The 19,305-nt window shown below is 48.4% G+C and carries 16 protein-coding genes and 1 tRNA gene; 13 read left to right on the forward strand and 4 right to left on the reverse strand.

Translation table 11 applies throughout. The annotated features are described in order from the left end of the window. The first annotated feature begins 67 nt into the window (after positions 1 to 67). The 8 genes from OA57_RS02065 to OA57_RS02095 all read left to right on the forward strand — a co-directional run bounded on the left by OA57_RS02065 (position 68) and on the right by OA57_RS02095 (position 7,546). On the forward strand, positions 68 to 1,012 hold the full coding sequence (locus OA57_RS02065) for a 2-hydroxyacid dehydrogenase (RefSeq protein WP_034612801.1): 945 nt from the start codon (positions 68 to 70) through the stop codon (positions 1,010 to 1,012). A 183-nt stretch (positions 1,013 to 1,195) separates the two neighbouring features. Next, positions 1,196 to 1,321, forward strand: coding sequence for a hypothetical protein (locus tag OA57_RS12880; RefSeq protein ID WP_268746696.1), 126 nt, complete (start codon positions 1,196 to 1,198; stop codon positions 1,319 to 1,321). 171 nt (positions 1,322 to 1,492) lie between these two features. After that, a complete protein-coding gene (locus OA57_RS02070; RefSeq protein WP_200883584.1) occupies positions 1,493 to 2,683 on the forward strand; it encodes a lipoprotein-releasing ABC transporter permease subunit in 1,191 nt (396 codons plus the stop codon). A gap of 13 nt (positions 2,684 to 2,696) precedes the next feature. Further along, complete coding sequence (gene lolD / locus OA57_RS02075; protein WP_034613551.1) at positions 2,697 to 3,389, forward strand: lipoprotein-releasing ABC transporter ATP-binding protein LolD; 693 nt, start codon at positions 2,697 to 2,699, stop codon at positions 3,387 to 3,389. 9 nt (positions 3,390 to 3,398) lie between these two features. Continuing rightward, entirely contained in the window at positions 3,399 to 4,652 is a 1,254-nt protein-coding gene (lolE, locus tag OA57_RS02080; RefSeq protein WP_034612803.1) for a lipoprotein-releasing ABC transporter permease subunit LolE, read from the forward strand. Positions 4,653 to 4,742: 90 nt separating this feature from the next. Next, entirely contained in the window at positions 4,743 to 5,798 is a 1,056-nt protein-coding gene (gene aroG / locus OA57_RS02085) for a 3-deoxy-7-phosphoheptulonate synthase AroG (RefSeq protein ID WP_034612806.1), read from the forward strand. Positions 5,799 to 5,971: 173 nt separating this feature from the next. Then, positions 5,972 to 6,190, forward strand: a complete 219-nt coding sequence (locus OA57_RS02090) for a DUF1107 domain-containing protein (RefSeq protein ID WP_034612807.1) — start codon at positions 5,972 to 5,974, stop codon at positions 6,188 to 6,190. 123 nt (positions 6,191 to 6,313) lie between these two features. Further along, positions 6,314 to 7,546 carry a DUF711 family protein gene (locus tag OA57_RS02095; RefSeq protein ID WP_034612810.1) on the forward strand — a complete coding sequence of 411 codons (1,233 nt, stop codon included), beginning with the start codon at positions 6,314 to 6,316 and terminating at the stop codon, positions 7,544 to 7,546. 63 nt (positions 7,547 to 7,609) lie between these two features. On the opposite strand, the gene apbC is transcribed toward OA57_RS02095, so the two are convergent. Next, complete coding sequence (apbC, locus tag OA57_RS02100) at positions 7,610 to 8,722, reverse strand: iron-sulfur cluster carrier protein ApbC (RefSeq protein ID WP_034612814.1); 1,113 nt, start codon at positions 8,720 to 8,722, stop codon at positions 7,610 to 7,612. A 212-nt stretch (positions 8,723 to 8,934) separates the two neighbouring features. Between apbC and metG the strand changes: the two genes are divergently transcribed. From metG to OA57_RS02120, 4 genes are all read left to right on the forward strand, one after another. Next, positions 8,935 to 10,977: a methionine--tRNA ligase gene (gene metG, locus OA57_RS02105; RefSeq protein WP_034612817.1), complete on the forward strand. Its 2,043-nt coding sequence runs from the start codon at positions 8,935 to 8,937 to the stop codon at positions 10,975 to 10,977. 97 nt (positions 10,978 to 11,074) lie between these two features. Continuing rightward, positions 11,075 to 12,091, forward strand: coding sequence for a catabolite repressor/activator (gene cra, locus OA57_RS02110; protein WP_034612819.1), 1,017 nt, complete (start codon positions 11,075 to 11,077; stop codon positions 12,089 to 12,091). A 26-nt stretch (positions 12,092 to 12,117) separates the two neighbouring features. Further along, on the forward strand, positions 12,118 to 12,750 hold the full coding sequence (locus tag OA57_RS02115) for a DUF1007 family protein (protein WP_052122333.1): 633 nt from the start codon (positions 12,118 to 12,120) through the stop codon (positions 12,748 to 12,750). After that, on the forward strand, positions 12,741 to 13,730 hold the full coding sequence (locus tag OA57_RS02120) for a nickel/cobalt transporter (protein ID WP_034612824.1): 990 nt from the start codon (positions 12,741 to 12,743) through the stop codon (positions 13,728 to 13,730). The genes OA57_RS02115 and OA57_RS02120 overlap by 10 nt, the downstream gene beginning before the upstream one ends. A 74-nt stretch (positions 13,731 to 13,804) precedes the next feature. Here OA57_RS02120 and ettA read toward each other — a convergent pair whose 3' ends face one another. The 3 genes from ettA to OA57_RS02135 all read right to left on the reverse strand — a co-directional run bounded on the left by ettA (position 13,805) and on the right by OA57_RS02135 (position 16,746). Next, complete coding sequence (ettA, locus tag OA57_RS02125; RefSeq protein ID WP_034612826.1) at positions 13,805 to 15,475, reverse strand: energy-dependent translational throttle protein EttA; 1,671 nt, start codon at positions 15,473 to 15,475, stop codon at positions 13,805 to 13,807. 108 nt (positions 15,476 to 15,583) lie between these two features. After that, complete coding sequence (locus tag OA57_RS02130; protein WP_034612829.1) at positions 15,584 to 16,546, reverse strand: calcium/sodium antiporter; 963 nt, start codon at positions 16,544 to 16,546, stop codon at positions 15,584 to 15,586. A 124-nt stretch (positions 16,547 to 16,670) separates the two neighbouring features. Then, positions 16,671 to 16,746: transfer RNA gene (locus tag OA57_RS02135), tRNA-Asn, on the reverse strand. A 499-nt stretch (positions 16,747 to 17,245) separates the two neighbouring features. Between OA57_RS02135 and uvrB the strand changes: the two genes are divergently transcribed. Next, on the forward strand, positions 17,246 to 19,285 hold the full coding sequence (uvrB, locus tag OA57_RS02140; protein ID WP_152596703.1) for an excinuclease ABC subunit UvrB: 2,040 nt from the start codon (positions 17,246 to 17,248) through the stop codon (positions 19,283 to 19,285). Positions 19,286 to 19,305: the final 20 nt, after the last annotated feature.

Consider the following 19,305-nt stretch of genomic DNA (forward strand, 5'->3'; position numbering starts at 1 on the left):
TGCGGTTGTGGTAATCTTTGTTATGACAACATGTTATTAGTATTTCAACTAAAAAAGCGAGTGGCCTATGTTAAAAATTGTACATCTGGACAGCAGTTCTTTACCGAAACACATTCCGATCCCACGCCCTAATATTGAACATCAATGGATTGCTCATGAGGCAACCGATCCTGAACAAACCTTGGAACGTTTACAGGGTGCCGATATTGCCGTTACCAATAAAGTGGTTATCACTAAAGAATTGATGCAGCAGTTGCCGCAATTGAAACTGATTGCTGTGACCGCTACCGGCACTAACAATGTGGATTTAGATGCGGCAAAAGAGTTAGGGATTATGGTAAAGAACGTGGCAGGTTACTCTTCGGTTTGCGTGCCGGAACACGTTATCGGCATGATTTTTGCCCTGAAACACAGCTTGATGGGCTGGTACCGTGATCAACTGACTGATCGCTGGGTGGAAAATAAACAGTTTTGTTATTTCGATTATCCACTGACCGATGTGCGCAATTCGGTTTTAGGTGTCTTTGGTAAAGGAAATTTAGGCACCGAAGTCGGACGGCTGGCAAGTGCGGTCGGCATGAAAGTACTTTACGCCGAGCATAAAGATGCAACAAGCTGCCGTGAAGGTTATACTCCGTTTAACGATGTATTGGCACAAGCTGATTTTATCAGCCTGCATTGTCCGTTGACGCCGACCACGCAAAATCTGATCAATCAAGAAAGCTTGGCGTTAGTCAAAAAAGGAGCGTTTTTAATTAATACCGGACGCGGACCGCTAGTAGATGAATCGGCATTGGTCGAGGCATTAAAGTGCGGTCATCTCGGCGGTGCGGCAATTGATGTAATGATCAAAGAACCGCCGGAAAAGGGCAATGTGTTGATGGATGCGGCAAAAACCATGCCGAATTTGTTGATCACGCCGCATATTGCGTGGGCGGCGGATTCCGCCGTAGAAATATTGGTCGGTAAAGTGCGGGATAATATTGAACAGTTTGCGGCAACCTTAAAATAAAATTACAGTCAATATAGTAAGCGGGACGGGCGGATTTTTTCCGCCCAAACGATACGGGTTTGAATAATGACGTTGAAAAAACTGTTGATTGTTTGCGGCGGAATGGCTGTTCATACACTCCTTTTCTTTTTGCCGATAATGTCGATAATCAAGATAAGATGCAATTGAGCACAGAGTGATAGCATGGCGTTGACTTCTTTGAATTTATCGGCAGAACAAGGTAATGTCGGCGGCTTGGAAAGATTGGCGCAATATTGCTTGTTTGAGCCGCACTTAGATCATGCCAAGGCATTAACTTTGGCAACATAAGCAGCGAAAAAAGACTCGTATTATGCCGACTAGGGGTTGGTCGAACTGTAACGTCAGCAAACCTTATTTGGAAAAAACATTGGCGATTTATTAAGCTTTACAAGATAAATGGGATACTGATGAACAAGAAGTTATCGATCTGCTTAAAGCCGGATTACAGGAAATAAAATAATGGCGATCAACGTTCCTTTATTTATTGCGTTACGCTATTGGCGATCCAAAAGTGCGGATCGTTTCGGGCGGATTGTGACTTGGCTCGGCAGTATCGGTATCGTCTTAGGTGTGATGGCGTTGGTGATCGTGCTGTCGGTGATGAACGGTTTGCAGCAACAGCAAAAAGACAATGTGTTAAGCACTTTGCCACATGCCGTAATTCAATTGCCGCAAGGCAATCTGTCGGCGAATTTCAGCTTGGAAACGCTGCCGCCTTTCGTGCAAAGTGCGGTTGCTATTAACAGCAGCGATGTGATTTTGCAAACCGCAAACGGTATCGGTGCGGCGAGGATTATCGGGGTTTCCGATAAACAGGACGATCCGCTGTTGGCAGCGGAGGAGCTCGATTTGACGCGGGTGCTGGCGCCGAGTGAATATCATATTTTGATTGCCTCTGATTTGGCGCAGGAACTCAAACTGGCGACAGGCGATAAAGTGCGGGTGATGTTGGCGGCGAATAGCCAGTATACCCCGTTCGGGCGTGTGCCGGTGCAGCGGCTGTTTACGGTGTCGGCGATTCTTGACGGCGGCGTAAAAGGCGATCAGCGGCAAGTGTTTGCCAACATCGAAGATGTCGGGCGTTTGTTACGGATTCCGCCGCAAGAAGTACAGGGCGTTCGCCTGTTTCTGGACGATCCGTTTAAAATCACCGAATTGAGCCGTTATTTCTCGTCGGACAACTGGAAAATTGCCGATTGGCGTGAACAGAAAGGCGAATTTTTCCAAGCGGTAGCGATGGAAAAAAACATGATGAGTTTGTTGATCGGATTGATTATCGTGGTCGCCGTTGCCAATATTGTCACTTCTCTCAGTTTAATGGTGCTGGATAAACAGGGCGAAATTGCAATTTTACAAACGCAGGGCATGAAAAAACGGCAAGTGATGCAAATTTTTATTTTTCAGGGGTTGTTAGTCGGTGCCGTCGGCATGTTGCTCGGTGCCGGATTCGGGATATTGACCGCGTCGAATATCAATCTTATTTTAGGCGCAGCGATGCCGAATGCCGCGGTGCATTTACCGGTATTATTCGATGTCGGGCAGTTGATGGTGATTATGGTTATCACGCTGCTGCTGACATTGTTATCCACCCTTTATCCGGCATACCGCGCCGCTGAGATCGAGCCGGCAGATGCGCTGCGTTATGAATAATTTAGAGAATACTATGAATAATACTCAGCAAACCGCACTTTTATCATGCGAGCAGTTAAGCAAGTCGTATCAAGAAGGGGAAAGCCAAACCCAAGTGTTGAAACAGGTTAGTTTTGCTATGCAACCCGGCGAATTGGTGGCGATTGTCGGCAGCTCCGGCTCGGGCAAAAGCACCTTATTGCATCTGCTTGGCGGCTTGGATAAAGCGGACAGCGGCGAAGTGCGGTTATTAGGGGAGAGCCTGTTTACGCTTTCACCGAACAGACTGGCAGAACGGCGAAATCGTTATTTAGGCTTTGTTTATCAATTCCATCATTTGATGGCGGATTTCACCGCACTTGAAAATGTGATGATGCCGCTGTTAATCGGTAAACAGAATAAAACCGAAGCCAAAGATCGTGCCGAACAGATGCTAAGTGCGGTCGGGCTGGCACACCGCACTTCGCACCGTCCGTCTGCATTGTCGGGCGGCGAGCGGCAACGAGTGGCGATTGCGCGCGCATTGGTGAACCGTCCGGCGCTGGTGTTGGCGGACGAGCCGACCGGCAATCTGGATCGAAAAACTACCGAAAGTATTTTTGAGCTGATTCAACAGTTGAATCAACAACAGAAAACCGGTTTTCTGCTGGTAACGCACGATATGAATCTGGCGGGCAGGCTGTCGCGCCGTATGGTGATGCAAGACGGTGTTTTGCGTGCCGCATAGGGGAAGAACATGAGCACTCCGTTTTTAATCGCTTGGCGTTATCAACGCGGCAAACAGAAAAACCGTCTGGTGAGTCTGATTTCGGCTTTCTCCACGATCGGTATTGCACTGGGCGTGGCGGTGCTGATTATCGGTTTAAGTGCGATGAACGGTTTCGAGCGCGAACTGCGGCAACGGGTGTTGGCAGTGGTGCCGAATATCGAAATCAGCGCTTATCCGAATGAAAATCGTCAGAATGACATTCAGGATTGGCAGGATTTGGCACAACGTCTGAATTCGCAGCCGATTATCAAAGGCATTGCGCCTTATGTCGGCTTTACCGCACTGGTGGAAAACGGCAGTCGCTTGAAGGTGGTGCAGCTGCGTGGCGTGGACAGAGCGTTACAGGACAAGGTCAGTGCCATCGGGCAATTTGTACAGGATAACCGTTGGGCGGATTTTAACCCGCAATCCGGTTTGATTTTAGGCGCCGGCATTGCCCGAGATCTTGATGTCAAGGTCGGGGATTCGGTCTCGCTGCTGTTGTCGCAAGCCGGTGATAATGTGGCAAGCGCTCAGCCGAAACGCTTTCGACTTGATGTGAGCGGAATTTTGCGTTTAGACGGGCAATTGGATCATAGTTTCGCATTATTGCCGATCGGCACGGCGCGCGAGTATTTGGGGCTAAGTGCGGATCAGGCGAGCGGCATTGAAATTGCACTACGCGATCCGTTTCAGGTCGACCGAATGGATTACGGCAGTCTGGCGGATTATCCGCAACAACTCACCGCAACCAGCTGGCTGGGCAAATTCGGCTATATGTATCGCGATATCCAGATGATTCGCAGTGTGATGTATATTGCAATGGTCTTGGTGATCGGGGTGGCTTGTTTCAATATTGTTTCCACCTTGATTATGGCGGTGAAAGACAAACAGGGCGATATTGCCGTGATGCGCACTTTGGGCGCCGATAACCGTTTTATCCGTCGGATCTTTATCGGCTACGGTTTGCTATCCGGCATGAAAGGCTGCTTGATCGGCATTGTTGTCGGTGTTTTATTGGCGTTGAACCTGACCGGCATCATTAAAGGAATCGAATCCCTGTTACAAACGCAACTGTTATCCGACGGCATTTATTTTGTTGATTTCTTGCCGAGCGAATTGCATTGGGGTGATGTTGGTTTAGTGTTATTTTCGGCATTGCTGTTGAGTTTGCTTGCCAGCCTTTATCCTGCGGCACGGGCGGCAAAATTACAGCCGGCAGCGGTATTAAGCAGCTATTAAACAAATGTATTGATGAACTAGTTTACTAGTACAAATATGCGTGTTAGACTCATAATCGATTTTTATTTTTACTGTATTCAGGACACAACCATGTATAAAAATGATGATTTGCGTATTGCCAATACGCAGCAATTGTTACCGCCGGTGGCATTACTGGAAAAATATCCCGCCGGTGATACCGCCGCCCGAACCGTGGCAACGACGCGCCAAAAAGCACATGATATTATTCACGGTAATGATGATCGCTTACTGGTGATTATCGGGCCGTGTTCGATTCATGATCCGAAAGCGGCGCTGGAGTATGCGCAAAAAATCAAACAAATGCGTGCTGAATTAGGTAACGAGCTGGAAATTATCATGCGGGTCTATTTTGAAAAACCGCGCACGACCGTCGGCTGGAAAGGTTTGATTAACGATCCGTATCTGAATGACAGCTATCAGTTGAACGACGGTTTACGGATTGCGCGTAAGGTGCTGTCCGACATTAATGATTTGGAAGTGCCGGCTGCCGGTGAATTTCTGGATATGATCACGCCGCAATATGTGGCGGATTTCATGAGCTGGGGCGCTATCGGCGCCAGAACCACCGAATCACAGGTGCATCGAGAACTGGCGTCGGGCTTGTCCTGCGGCGTTGGTTTCAAAAATGCCACCAACGGCAGCGTGCGGGTTGCGTTGGACGCTATCGGTGCGGCGGAAGCGCCGCATAACTTTTTATCGGTGACCAAATTCGGGCATTCGGCGATTGTGACCACCAAAGGCAACAATGATTGCCATATCATTTTGCGCGGCGGCGACAATCATACCAATTATGATGCGCAATCGGTGGCGACCGTGTGCGAAGCTTTGGAAAAAGCCGGCAAGAAAGCCCATGTGATGGTTGATTTCAGTCATGCCAACAGCCATAAAAAATTCAAGGAACAGCTTGATGTATCGGCTGATGTTTGCCGTCAAATCAGCGACGGATCAACGCGGATTTTCGGTGTGATGATTGAAAGTCATTTGGTGGAAGGCCGTCAGGATTTAGTGAACGGAAAAGCGCAGGTTTACGGGCAAAGTATTACCGACAGTTGTCTGGGCTGGGCAGACAGCGAACAGGTATTACGCAATTTGGCAGCAGCGGTGAAAAGTCGGCGCAAACAGTAAGCCCCCGATTCCCGATTAAGTGTGATCCACTTCAAAAGAGCGGTTAATCAATGAGATTTAACCGCACTTTTCGTATAAAATAAAAAATGAACCATCGTTCATTTTGATAGTCAAAGACAATGCAGAAAGCAAAATAATTAAAAGATAAACTAGCAAACTCAGTAGGAGATATTATGCAAGTCAGAGTATTTCAACGCTATAATCCTTTCCAAATCGCCCGTTATGTCAAAATTCTGTTTTCCGGTTCATTCTTCATCAGTGGGGTCGGATTGTTTGAATTCGAGCAGGGCAAAATCGTATTGCCTAAAGTAAAAAATCTAAAAAAATTCAGTGTGATGTCGGAGATAAACCGGCATATCAAACATCTGAAACAAGAAACCTTGGCGACCTGATAGTCAGCCGTTTCCGATTTTATGAAACTCGCCTGTTGCGGCGAGTTTTTTGTTGCATGGACAGAAGGTTACCGCTATAACTATAACAATTGATTGACATAACAGCAGTAAAAGGGAAGCAAAATGGATCTCACTTCAACGGACTTGTGCCGTATTCGGGCAATTACGGCATTTACCACATTGTCTGTCGACAGCCAACATTGGGAAGCACAGTTGGCGGATGCCAAAAAACAGTGTGATGTTTTGGCGGCTTGTTTGCAAAAGTACGGTTATCAGGTGCAGTCAGTACGAATCGTAACCAATCCGTTCGGCGAATATTTGGATAGCAGCAGTATCGAAACGGCAAAGCAAGGGCTGGCGGCGATTAAAGCCATTTTGCTGCGCTTGAATCAAGGATCGGACTTGCGGATTCGCTTTGCCATCGGGGAAGCCAGAACGGCGCATGAAATTGCATTGCTGCCGGAGCTGATTAAAGATTATGGCGATCTTTGCAATGCCTGCGTCAATATCGAATGCAATGAATTCGGGTTTTTGGACAATGAACAGATTGCACGTTGTACCGCAGCGGTGCAAAAAATTGCAGAAATTACCCCGAACGGAGAAGGGAATTTTAATTTCACGGTGAATTTCAATTGTCGCCCGCTGATTCCGTATTTTCCGGCAGGTTACCATCGCAGCGAAGCGGGCAATTGCGTTGTGATCGGGCTGGAAACGCCTGATTTACTGGTGGCGGCGCTAGAAAAAATTCAGAAACAGGAGGCGCAGCCACAGGCTGAATTTTTAACGGCGGCATATCAGGCTATGAGTGCCGCATTGCAATACCATATTGATCGGGTTATGGCCGGCGTCCGTTCGGCCGAAACGGATCCGCACTGGCAGTTTGCCGGCATGGATACATCGGCGGCGCCGTCGAAAAACTGTCATTCGATGGTTGATGTCTATCGCTTGCTGGGTGTGCCGTATTTTGGTGCGGCGGGAACGGTGGAAGCATCAGCGTTGCTGACGCGTGTATTTAAATCCGTGAAAAATGTCGATGCCGTCGGCTTTTCAGGGTTAATGCTGGCGGTCACGGAAGATGAAGGATTGGCTGAAGCGACACGGCGCAATCAGTTTGATATTCGCGCGTTGTTGACCTATAGCAGTGTTTGCGGTATCGGTCTGGATACGGTGCCGATTGAAGGCGATACGTCGGCGGAGAAAATCAATGCGCTGATGCGGGATACGGGCACGATGGCGTTTCGCTTGAATAAACCGCTGACGGTGCGCCTGTTTCCCGTGCCGAATCTTGCCGCAGGCGAACAAACATGTTTTGAAAGTGACGATTTATGTAACTGTGCCGTGCTGGCCGTGCCGTAGCCGATATCAAAACCGCACTTTATACACCGCACTTTGTCTATAAAGTGCGGTTCGGCAAAAGGGTTATTTGACTTCCCGAAACATGATTTCCGCCGGAATGACGCTGCCTTGCCAGTATAGCCCGCTGGCGACGGATTCCGCCAAGTGTAGGAACGATTGGCTGATTTCGCAGTTCGGATCCGCAATAACGGTCGGTAAGCCTTGATCCAAATCTTCCCGTAAGCGGATATGTAACGGAATTTGCCCCAACACGGAAATATGGTATTTTTCCGCCACTTTTTGCGCGCCGCCGGTACCGAATACCGCTTCATGGTGTCCGCAGTTGGCACAAATATGCATACTCATATTCTCGATAATCCCCAATACCGGCACCGATACTTTTTCGAACATCGCAATCCCTTTGACGGCATCTAACAGCGCAATGTCTTGCGGCGTGGTGACCACGATTGCACCGGTAACCGGAATTTGCTGCGAGAGGGTCAGTTGGATATCGCCGGTGCCCGGCGGCATATCAATCACCAGATAATCCAGATCCGGCCACCAAGTCTCTTGCAATAACTGGCTCAAGGCACTGCTTGCCATCGGACCGCGCCAGATCGTGGCATTGTCGGCCGGCATCAGGAAGCCGATGGAGTTGGTATAAATGCCGTGCGCTTCGATGGCGACCATGTGTTTGTTGTCCGGCGAGGTCGGACGTTGGTCGGCGGCCCCCAGCATATGCGGAATCGACGGGCCGTAAATATCGGCGTCCAGAATGCCGACACGTGCGCCTTGGGCTTTCAGGGCAAGAGCCAGATTCACCGCCGTGCTGGATTTGCCGACACCGCCTTTGCCCGAGGTAACGGCAATGATATTTTTCACGCCGTTGACGGCGGGGTGATTATTGGCGCGTTTCAGAGTAGCAATGGCATAATTCAGCTGCCAGCGGATTTCCGTTGCGCCGCTGATCGCCAATAAATCGGTTTCAAGTGCGGTTTTCAAGCGTTCAAAAGCGCCGTTCCAAGCAAACGGCAGCGTTAATTCCAAGCGTAGCGTGTTGCCGCCCAATTCCACTTTTTTTAAGGCTTTCAGTTCAATTAAGTTCTTTTGTAAAGTCGGATCGCGAAAATCGGCGATTCGTTGTTCAATCTGTGTTTTTTGAGCGTCGCTCAGTGAAGTAGAGGAAAATAATCCCATGATAAATCCTTTTTTATTATAGGGTTATAAAGCATATTAAGTCATATTCGTCAGCGCTATTTAATCATGTTTGGCGAGAACTGTTAAGTTAAAATCGGCAATATCGCACAATCGGCGGCAAAGTGCGGTTCAACTGGCAAAAACAGCGGCGTTAAGGTAATATTAGCCCCTGTTTATTCGATAAAATCTTATACAAGGGTTTCTACATTATTATGTCAACTTCAGCACGCAAAATTTTGGTGACTTGTGCCTTGCCTTATGCCAACGGCCCGATTCATTTAGGTCATTTACTGGAACATATTCAGGCGGATATTTGGGTGCGTTTTCAACGTATGCGTGGTCACGAAATCTATTTTGTCTGTGCTGACGATGCGCACGGTACGCCGATCATGCTGAAAGCCGATCAATTGGGGATTACGCCGGAGCAGTTGATTGAACAGGTCAAAAGCGAACATAAAGCGGATTTTGACGGTTTCAACATCAGTTTTGACAATTACCATTCTACCCACAGCGAAGAAAACCGCACGTTGTCAGAAACGATTTATACCAGATTAAAAAATAACGGGTTTATTAAAAGCCGTACTATTTCGCAGTTATACGATCCGCAAAAAGGAATGTTTCTGCCGGATCGTTTTGTGAAAGGAACTTGTCCGAAATGTAAATCGGAAGATCAATACGGCGACAATTGCGAAGTCTGTTCGGCGACTTACAGCCCGACGGAGCTGATTAACCCGCGTTCGGTGGTGTCCGGTGCGACGCCGGTAATGAAAGAATCGGAACATTTTTTCTTTGATTTGCCGAGCTTTGAAACGATGCTGAAAAGTTGGATCCGTTCCGGCTCGCTACAGCAGCAAGTGGCGAACAAAATGCAAGAGTGGTTTGAGGCGGGGCTGCAACAATGGGATATTACCCGTGATGCGCCGTATTTCGGTTTTGAAATTCCCGATGCGCCGGGCAAATATTTCTATGTCTGGCTGGATGCGCCGATCGGCTATATGGCGTCGTTTAAAAATCTATGTGTTCGTGAAGGGCTGGATTTTGACCAATTTTGGCAAAAAGAGAGCGGCACTGAGCTGTATCATTTTATCGGCAAGGACATTATGTATTTCCACAGCCTGTTCTGGCCGGCGATGCTGGAAGGCAGCGGTTATCGCAAACCGAGCAATATTTTCGTTCACGGCTATGTAACGGTTAACGGCGAAAAAATGTCTAAGTCGCGCGGCACATTCATTCAGGCGTCAACCTACCTGAAACTGCTGGATCCGGAATATTTACGTTATTACTATGCGGCAAAATTGAGTCACCGTATTGACGATTTGGATTTGAATTTGCAGGATTTCGTACAGCGGGTGAATGCAGATATTGTTAACAAAGTGGTGAATCTGGCATCACGTAATGCCGGCTTTATTCAAAAACGTTTTAACGGCAAATTGGCGGGCAGCTTAGACAATCCGGAACTATTAGCCGAGTTTCATCAGGCTTCCGATACTATTGCGACCTATTTTGAAAACCGCGAATATGGTAAAGCAATCCGTGAGATTATGGCGTTAGCCGATAAAGCCAATAAATATATTGATGATAAAGCGCCTTGGGTTGTCGCCAAAGAAGAAGGCAGAGAGCAAGAGCTGCAACATATCTGCTCAATGGGTATTGAAATGTTCCGTATCTTAATGGGCTATCTGAAGCCGGTATTGCCAAATTTGGCGCAGCGTTCGGAAGCGTTTTTACAAACCGAATTGACATGGGATAGTTTGTCCGAACCGTTGTTAAGCCATCAAATTGCGCCGTTCAAAGCGTTATTCAGCCGTTTGGACAATAAACAAATTGATGAGTTGCTAGAATTATCCAAAACGGAAAATGCACAGTTGGCGGCGCCGACGGAACAAACAAAAGCCGCAGAAGCCAAATCCGATATTGAACCGATTGCCGAGACCATCGGCATTGACGATTTTGCCAAAATCGATTTGCGTGTGGCGAAAATCGTCAAGGCGGAAGCCGTGCCGGAAGCGAATAAGCTGGTGAAACTGACGCTGGATATCGGCAGTGAAACCCGTCAGGTGTTCGCCGGAATCAAATCCGCCTATAAGCCGGCGGATTTGGAAGGGCGCTTAACGGTGATGGTTGCCAATTTGGCACCGCGCAAAATGAAATTCGGCGTTTCGGAAGGGATGGTACTCGCTGCCGGACCGGGCGGCAGTGAATTGTTTATTTTGAGTCCGGATAACGGCGCTGTTCCGGGCATGAGAGTGAAATAGCCGACAAACCGCACTTTACCGTGATGACGAAAGTGCGGTTTTGTTTATTTGGATAAGTTGTATTCTGTTTCTATTTGGCTGTATTAAAGGAATATCCATGAAATTAGATGAAGTAGCAAAATTAGCCGGGGTGTCGCGGACCACGGTCAGTTATGTGATTAACGGCAAAGCAAAACAGTATCGGGTCAGCGATCGCACGATTGCCAACGTCATGGCGGTGGTGAACGAGCATAACTTCAAACCGAATCCGGTGGCGGCGGGGCTGAGAGCGGGGCATACCAATACCATCGGTTTGATTGTGCCCGATTTGGAGAATATCAGTTACGCCAAAATTGCCATGCGCTTTGAAACGTTGTGTCGTAAAGCCGGCTATCAGTTGTTTATTTCCTGCTCGAATGATGATCGGGAAAATGAAAAAGCCTGTGCCACGCAGTTGTTGGCGAGAAAAATCGATGCGTTGGTGGTATCAACCGCACTTGAGACAGATGACGTTTTTTATCGGCAAATTGGCGATGTGCCGATTATCGGTTTTGACCGTAAAGCCAATAATGTCAATGATATTAATATTCTGTATCACGATGAACAAGACAGCAGTCAGCTGGCGGAAAAACTATTGCAACAGGGCAAACCGCAGTCGGTGCTGTATTTCGGCGCACAGCAGGAGTTCCCGATCAGCCGGCAACGGGAAGCGGGTTTCCGACAAACGGTAACGGATTGCGGCTGCCGTGTCGATTACCTGTATGCACCGCACTTTAGCCGTGATTCGGCATTAGAGTCGTTCAATCTCTGGTTGGCGGAAAATCCGTTACCCGATGCGCTGTTTATTACCTCGCTGACATTGCTGCAGGGCGTGTTCCAAGCGTTATTACAAAAACAAGGACGCATTCCACCGCACTTGACCATCGCCACCTTCGGCGATCAGCAAATGCTGGAGTTATTGCCGAATCAGATTATCAGTGCGGTACAGCCTTATGATCAGATTGCGGAAAATCTGTTGACCGCCGTACAACAAACGACGGTCAAAAGCGCCGCCAAAAAACAGCGGAACAGCGCAGGATATCCGATCTGGGTTCAGCGCGAAATCTTTTATAAAAACGGCTGCGCCTTAAGTTGAGTCTATCGGTAAAAGGATTGTTCCGAATGCGAAAAGTGCGGTTATGGTGTTTGGGGTGCATGGCGTGGTTATTGACTTGGCAGGCAAATGCGCATCCGCACGCTTTTATCGAGATGCAAACCGAGTTTTTGATTGAGCAGAATCGGTTAATCGGCTTTCGCATGAGCTGGCTGTTCGATCCCGCGGCTTCAGCGGAAATTATATATGATTTGAACCGGGCGAAAGACAGCGCGCAAACCCGTCGCCGAATGACAGGCGAGATTATGCAGAATATCGTGAATCAGCACTATTTCAGTTATTTTTACGATAAAAACAGGCAGCCTTTGCGTTACAGTACCAAACCCGACAGCGATGAATTACGGATACAGGGCGATCGGCTATGGTTTTCTTTTCGGTTCTACCTTGCCGAGCCGCAACCGCTGGCGGGCTTTGAGGGCAGTTTGTCCACCTATGATCCCGGTTATTATGTGGCAATGTATTACCCCAGCCCAATGAACGGCACCTTGCCGGAATATCCGCAATGCAAGATCAGCGTTTACACGCCGAAAATCGATGATTTCCTGAAAAACTATGCCGAATCGCTGGATAAAAGTCAGCGTGACGAAGATTTGACATTGGGAAGCCAATTCGCACAGCAGGTTAAATTAACATGCCGATAAAGAAAAGCGCAGTGTGGCGGCAAATTGGCGGATTAACGCTGTTGACGGTATTGTTGATCGTGTTCTATCCGTGGTTGTTGGCGAAAGCGGTTGAATGGCAGGTGATATTTAATCGATCGTTATCGGAATCGCTGCGCCAGATTCAGCAACATCGGCAGAGTGCCGGCTTCATGCTGATTTTGCTCAGTTTTTTATACGGTTTGTTTCATGCGGTCGGCCCCGGGCACGGCAAATTTATTATTGCCGGTTACCTCGCTACCAGCCCGATCAAGCTGAAAACCAGTTTGTATTTGACCTTTTTCGCCTCATTGGTGCAGGGTGCGGCGGCAATTGCAATGGTCACGGTTATCGTGGTCGGCTTGCAGTTGTCCTCGCGCTATTTCAGGTTGAGCCAATTTTGGGTGGAACGATTCGGCTTTTTGCTGATGATCGCATTAGGCGGCTATTGGGTCATTAAATCGTGGCATCTTTATGCTTATCGGCGCAAACCACGCAAATTGGGCAATATCTATCGAATCCGTCCGCTGTCGCAGACCGCACTTTGGCAGCAGACAACACTTTCGCATGATCAGTGCGGCTGCGGTCATCAACATATTCCCTCGCCTAGACAATTGGAAAAGGGAAACGATTGGAAAAACCGGTTAATGATCGTTTTCAGTATCGGCGCACGCCCGTGCAGCGGTGCGATTGCCGTACTGTTTTTAGCCTATCTGTTGGATCTCTATCTATGGGGAATGGCAGCCGCTATGGCAATGGCGGTCGGAACCGGAACCGCACTTTCACTGTTTGCCTTGCTGGTGCTGTATGCACGGCGGCGAGCACAGCTTTTGGGGCGCGGGTACTTCTCACCGCAGTTTTCACAAACCGCCGTTATATTGCTGAAAGTGTTATTCGGTTTATTGTTGATCGGCATGGGGATCGCACTCCTGTCTGTCGATGCCTTGCCGGTCAACAGCGGCTCGGCACTGTTTGGACGTTAAACCGTTATCAATAAAAAAGCACCTCGTTAATGAGGTGCTGTAGTCATGAAAAGTGCGAAAGTGCGGTATGGACGTTATTTTGCCATTCGTTTGTATTTCATTCGGTGCGGCTGTACGGCTTCGGCACCAAACGTTTTCTTTTTCCACTCTTCATAATCGCTGAAGTTGCCTTCGTAGAAGGTGACGTTGCCTTCGTCGCCGTAATCCAGAATATGGGTAGCGACCCGATCCAAGAACCAACGGTCATGGGAAATCACCAATGCACAGCCCGGGAATTCTAAAATGGCGTTTTCCAGTGCGCGCAAGGTTTCCACGTCTAAGTCGTTGGTCGGTTCATCAAGTAATAATACATTACCGCCGGTTTGCAGCAGTTTCGCCAAATGCAGACGACCACGCTCCCCACCCGACAATTCGCCGACACGCTTTTGCTGATCCACGCCTTTGAAGTTGAAACGCCCGACATAGGCGCGGCTCGGGATCTCAAAGTTACCGATTTTCATGATATCCAATCCGCCGGAGACTTCCTCCCACACGGTTTTTTTGTCGTCCATGCTGTCACGAAATTGATCGACCGATGCCAGCACTACGGTTTCGCCCAGCGTGACCGAACCGCTGTCCGCGCGTTCTTGTCCGCTCAACATTTTGAACAGAGTCGATTTCCCTGCTCCGTTCGGACCGATAATCCCGACAATCGCCCCTTTTGGAATGCTGAACGACAAATCATCAATTAACGTGCGGTCGCCGTAAGATTTGCTTAATCCGCTGACTTCGATCACTTTATCGCCTAAACGTGGGCCGGGTGGAATAAACAGCTCGTTGGTTTCGTTGCGTTTTTGATAATCACCGCTGTTGAGCTCTTCAAAACGCGCCATACGCGCTTTGCTTTTTGCTTGGCGACCTTTCGGATTTTGGCGCACCCACTCCAACTCTTTTTCAATCGATTTTTGACGTGCCGATTCACCGGCGGCTTCTTGTGCCAAACGTTTTTCTTTTTGTTCTAGCCAAGAAGAGTAGTTGCCTTCCCATGGAATGCCTTCACCACGGTCAAGCTCCAGAATCCAGCCGGCAACATTGTCGAGGAAGTAGCGGTCATGGGTAATCGCAACCACAGTGCCTTCATAATCATGCAGGAAGCGTTCAAGCCACGCCACGGATTCGGCGTCCAAATGGTTGGTCGGTTCGTCGAGCAGCAGCATGTCCGGTTTTTCGAGCAGTAACCGACAAAGCGCCACACGGCGGCGTTCGCCCCCTGAAAGATGTTCGATTTTGGCATCCCATTCCGGCAAGCGCAATGCATCGGCGGCACGTTCCAGCTGATTTTGCAGATTGTGTCCGTCATGTGCCTGAATAACGGCTTCTAGCTCGGCTTGTTCGGCGGCCAATTGATCGAAATCGGCATCAGGATCGGCATACAGCGCATATACTTCATCTAATCGCGTCAATGCATTTTTGACTTCGCCGACTGCCTCTTCAATCGCTTCACGCACGCTTTGCTGCGGATCAAGTTTCGGTTCCTGCGGCAGATAGCCGATTTTGATTCCCGGTTGCGGGCGGGCTTCACCTTCGATATCTTTATCGATCCCCGCCATAATACGCAGCAGGGTGGATTTTCCGGCACCATTTAAGCCGAGTACCCCGATTTTGGCGCCCGGAAAAAAGCTGAGGGAAATGTTTTTTAGGATATGACGCTTCGGCGGCACGACTTTGCCGACTCGGTGCATCGTATAAACAAATTGCGTTGACATGGGTTGTTTTCCTTTATTTTTAGGACGAAAATCGGGTCATTTTAGCGTAAATCCGAAAGGGACGCTATGGTAGAAATGCGAAGTGCGGTCAGATCGACCGCACTTTCACTATTGTGTGATTTGCAGGAAGATATAACCGCTGTAAGCGATGTAACTTAGCAGTAAAATCACGCCGGCCCAACGTTTGATATAACCGTTTTCGCCGCGATAACGGTAGCCGAATATAAACAGAATAGCAGTCAGAAACAGCATGACGGGAACATCACGGGTCATAATTTCATTATCGGCTTGCAGCGGATGAATCGTGCCGGCCAAGCCGACCACTGCTAAGGTGTTGAACAGGTTCGAGCCGATGATATTGCCCATCGCCAAATCATGCTGGTTTTTACGGGCGGCGGCAATTGTTGAAGCCAGTTCGGGTAACGACGTGCCGACGGCGACTACGGTCAAACCGATAATCAGCTCGCTGACACCGAAATGATTGGCTATCGTCACCGCACCCCAGACCAACAATTGCGAACTGGCGACCAATAAAACCAAGCCGAGCACTACCAAGGCGATTGCTCTGCCGAGAATGACCGGTTGGCTGTTGCCGTCTTCTTCTAAATGAAGGGCATTTTTCACTTTTAAACCGTGCCAAATGCTGATTGACATAAACAGGGTAAAAATGACCAGTAATAGGATTCCGTCAACACGACTGACATCGCGATCAAACAATAAAATCGCTGAAATCACGCTAACGCCGAATAATAACGGCAACTCTTTTTTGAGAATTGACGGGGTGACCAAAACCGGGCTGATGATGGCGGTGACGCCGAGAATCAGGGCGATATTGGCAATATTGGAACCGTAAGCGTTGCCCAGTGCAATTCCGGGATTGCCTTGCACGGCGGAGGTTACGGAAACCACAATTTCAGGGGCGGAAGTGCCGAAGCCGATAATCAACATGCCGATCAACAGTTTCGGCATTCCGAAATATTGCGCAGTCTGGCTGGCGCCGTCGACAAATTTATCGGCGCTCCAGACTAAAACAATCAGACCGGCAATCACCGCGAGGGAGGCGAGTAACATAGTATTTCCTGAGGGTAGATAAAAATAAAGCCCGTAATTGATAAACAATTATGGGCTAAACTCTATCGGATTACAAAAAGCGTTTACAAAAGGAGACAAATAAAAGCTAACCGACAGAGAAAACTGGCTCCTCCTGCTGGACTTGAACCAGCGACATACGGATTAACAGTCCGCCGTTCTACCGACTGAACTAAGGAGGAATTGTTCGTTTCCCGACATCACAATGTCGAATTGAGGGGCGTATGATAGAGAGATCAAAATGGCTTGTCAAGGGCTGAAAGTCAAATAATTTGCAGAAAAAAGCGGGGGGTTTTCTATCCACACGGGCTGTGGATAACTTTGTGGATTAGTTTTTGAGTAGTGGGGCGAAATACAGTAAATATGCGACTTGGCGAGATCAGCTTGAAATTTGGCTATAAAATAACATTTCTTTTTTTATCAATTAGATAAGAAAAATCTAGTCTTTTTTTTATTATTTTTTTTGAAAATTTGAAGCTTGCCCCTTGACAGCGGAAAGACTGTGCAAAAAGTCGATTTTTGATAATTGTTTTTCGCTAAAAAAATACTCAAGTGCGCTAATATATCACTGAAATAGGCAACACCGTTCAATTGCCGGTAAGTCTTCACAGGTCATATGAAAATTTCGGATGGAAATATGCTAAAATGGCACTCAATTTTTTCAACCCACAGTGAATGACTATGCCAAAAGCCAACGCGAAATTGAATGTCAAGCCGTTCAAACTGCATTCCGATTTTAAGCCCTCCGGTGATCAGCCGCAGGCGATTGCCAAACTGATTGACGGTTTAGAGGACGGTTTGGCGCACCAAACCCTGCTCGGCGTTACCGGTTCAGGCAAAACCTTTACCATTGCCAATGTTATCGCAACCCTGAATCGACCGGCAATGTTGTTGGCGCCGAACAAGACGCTGGCGGCGCAGCTGTATGCGGAAATGAAGGCTTTCTTCCCGGAAAATGCGGTAGAATATTTCGTCTCCTACTATGACTATTACCAACCGGAAGCTTATGTGCCGGCAAGTGATACTTTTATTGAAAAAGATGCTTCGATTAACGATCAAATCGAACAAATGCGTTTGTCGGCGACCAAATCGTTTCTGGAACGGCGGGATACCATTGTCGTGGCGTCGGTGTCGGCGATCTACGGTTTGGGCGATCCGGATTCCTATCTCAAAATGATGCTGCACCTGCAAACCTGGACAATTATCGACCAACGCCAAATTTTATCCAAATTGGCGGAGCTGCAATATACCCGTAATGATCAGGCGTTTCAGCGCGGCACGTTTCGGGTGCGTGGCGAGATCATCGATATTTTCCCGGCGGAATCTGATGATGTGGCGTTGCGTGTCGAGCTGTTTGACGAAGAGGTCGAACGTTTGAGCCTGTTTGATCCGCTGACCGGACATAATTTCGGTGCGGTTCCCCGTTATACCGTTTATCCGAAAACCCACTATGTAACACCGCGTGAACGAGTGCTGGAAGCGATTGAACAGATTAAACTGGAATTGGCGGAACGGCGCCAATATTTATTGGATAACAATAAATTATTGGAAGAACAACGAATTACGCAACGTACTCAGTTTGATATTGAGATGATGAATGAATTGGGCTATTGTTCGGGCATTGAAAACTACTCGCGTTATCTGTCGGGAAGAGGAGAGGGCGAACCGCCGCCGACCCTGTTCGATTATATTCCGAGTGACGGTTTGCTGATTATCGATGAATCTCATGTTACCGTGCCGCAAATCGGCGGTATGTACCGTGGTGACCGTTCACGTAAGGAAACACTGGTGGAATACGGTTTCCGTCTGCCGTCGGCGCTGGATAACCGCCCGTTGCGTTTTGAAGAGTTTGAGTGCTTGGCGCCGCAGACGATTTACGTTTCCGCCACACCGGGGCCGTATGAACTGGAGAAATCCGGCGGAGAGTTGATTGATCAAGTCGTGCGCCCGACCGGTTTGCTCGATCCGATTCTGGAAGTGCGGCCGGTTGCAACCCAAGTCGATGATTTATTGTCGGAAATCCGATTTCGCAGCGATAAACACGAACGGGTGTTAGTGACCACGTTGACCAAACGCATGGCGGAGGATTTGACCGATTATCTGGAAGAGCACGGTGTTCGAGTGCGCTATTTGCATTCGGATATCGATACCGTTGAACGAGTGGAAATTATCCGCGATCTGCGGTTGGGCGAATTTGACGTATTGGTCGGGATTAACCTGTTGCGTGAAGGGTTGGACATTCCTGAGGTTTCGCTGGTGGCGATTTTAGACGCCGATAAAGAAGGCTTCTTGCGTTCCGAGCGCTCGCTGATTCAGACTATCGGACGGGCGGCGCGAAATCTCAACGGCAAAGCGATTTTGTATGCCGATCGGATAACCAATTCTATGGAAAAAGCCATCGGCGAAACCAATCGTCGCCGTGAGAAACAGATAGCGTATAATGAGCAATATGGCATTGTGCCGCAAGCGCTCAACAAAAAAGTCGGCGAATTGCTTGATATCGGTCAAGGTTCGGGCAATAAAGGCCGCGGCAAGCAGAAAATGCAAAAAGTCGCCGAGCCAAGTGCGGTTTACCAACCGAAAAACGCCAAAGAATTCGAACAACAGGTTAAAAAGTTGGAACAGCAAATGTATCAACATGCACAGAATCTGGAGTTCGAACAGGCGGCCGCCGTGCGTGACGAATTACACAAGTTGCGAGAGCGGTTTATTTTAGAATAAACCAAACGGATCGGAAGAGC

Origin of the sequence: Chelonobacter oris, assembly GCF_000772535.1 — a bacterium.
Taxonomy (GTDB): domain Bacteria; phylum Pseudomonadota; class Gammaproteobacteria; order Enterobacterales; family Pasteurellaceae; genus Chelonobacter; species Chelonobacter oris.

Excerpts from the sequence above, each read along its gene's own strand:
- OA57_RS02130 (WP_034612829.1), bottom strand. The coding sequence starts at position 16,546 with ATGTTACTCGCCTCCCTCGCGGTGATTGCCGGTCTGATTGTTTTAGTC.
- OA57_RS12880 (WP_268746696.1), top strand. The coding sequence starts at position 1,196 with ATGGCGTTGACTTCTTTGAATTTATCGGCAGAACAAGGTAATGTCGGC.
- cra (WP_034612819.1), top strand. The coding sequence starts at position 11,075 with ATGAAATTAGATGAAGTAGCAAAATTAGCCGGGGTGTCGCGGACCACG.
- apbC (WP_034612814.1), bottom strand. The coding sequence starts at position 8,722 with ATGGGATTATTTTCCTCTACTTCACTGAGCGACGCTCAAAAAACACAG.
- OA57_RS02115 (WP_052122333.1), top strand. The coding sequence starts at position 12,118 with ATGCGAAAAGTGCGGTTATGGTGTTTGGGGTGCATGGCGTGGTTATTG.
- lolD (WP_034613551.1), top strand. The coding sequence starts at position 2,697 with ATGAATAATACTCAGCAAACCGCACTTTTATCATGCGAGCAGTTAAGC.
- OA57_RS02065 (WP_034612801.1), top strand. The coding sequence starts at position 68 with ATGTTAAAAATTGTACATCTGGACAGCAGTTCTTTACCGAAACACATT.
- lolE (WP_034612803.1), top strand. The coding sequence starts at position 3,399 with ATGAGCACTCCGTTTTTAATCGCTTGGCGTTATCAACGCGGCAAACAG.
- OA57_RS02120 (WP_034612824.1), top strand. The coding sequence starts at position 12,741 with ATGCCGATAAAGAAAAGCGCAGTGTGGCGGCAAATTGGCGGATTAACG.
- uvrB (WP_152596703.1), top strand. The coding sequence starts at position 17,246 with ATGCCAAAAGCCAACGCGAAATTGAATGTCAAGCCGTTCAAACTGCAT.
- aroG (WP_034612806.1), top strand. The coding sequence starts at position 4,743 with ATGTATAAAAATGATGATTTGCGTATTGCCAATACGCAGCAATTGTTA.
- OA57_RS02095 (WP_034612810.1), top strand. The coding sequence starts at position 6,314 with ATGGATCTCACTTCAACGGACTTGTGCCGTATTCGGGCAATTACGGCA.
- OA57_RS02070 (WP_200883584.1), top strand. The coding sequence starts at position 1,493 with ATGGCGATCAACGTTCCTTTATTTATTGCGTTACGCTATTGGCGATCC.
- OA57_RS02090 (WP_034612807.1), top strand. The coding sequence starts at position 5,972 with ATGCAAGTCAGAGTATTTCAACGCTATAATCCTTTCCAAATCGCCCGT.
- metG (WP_034612817.1), top strand. The coding sequence starts at position 8,935 with ATGTCAACTTCAGCACGCAAAATTTTGGTGACTTGTGCCTTGCCTTAT.
- ettA (WP_034612826.1), bottom strand. The coding sequence starts at position 15,475 with ATGTCAACGCAATTTGTTTATACGATGCACCGAGTCGGCAAAGTCGTG.